We start from the raw sequence: 258 nt of genomic DNA, 5'->3' as shown, positions 1-258 counted from the left end.
GCCAGAGCCCGAGGTCGAACGACGGTCCAGAATCAGACGAGCTTCCTTGCGACGCCGACAGACACGGGCGACCGCATCTCCGCCCCGACCGGCTTCGGATCCGTGCCGGCAGAGCTCGCCTCGACGCGCTTCCTGCGGAACCGCGACTTCTCTCTCGAGCAGGTCGGTCGGTTGAGCGGCCTCGCCCTGCCCGTCGATGAGGAGGCCTTTTCGGCCCTGCTCGCCGAGACGACCGCAGCGGCCGCCGGCTACCGCACC

At 70.2% G+C, this 258-nt stretch carries 1 protein-coding gene; it reads left to right on the top strand.

Annotated features, from left to right (window positions below):
* On the top strand, positions 1-258 hold a 258-nt coding region (locus SB658_RS25365; protein ID WP_410603200.1), incomplete at both ends, for a hypothetical protein.

It is taken from the genome of Bacillus sp. SIMBA_008, assembly GCF_046535495.1.
In the GTDB taxonomy this organism is placed as follows: Bacteria; Bacillota; Bacilli; order Bacillales; family Bacillaceae; genus Bacillus; species Bacillus subtilis.
This window is presented reverse-complemented; position numbering and strand designations above follow the sequence as displayed.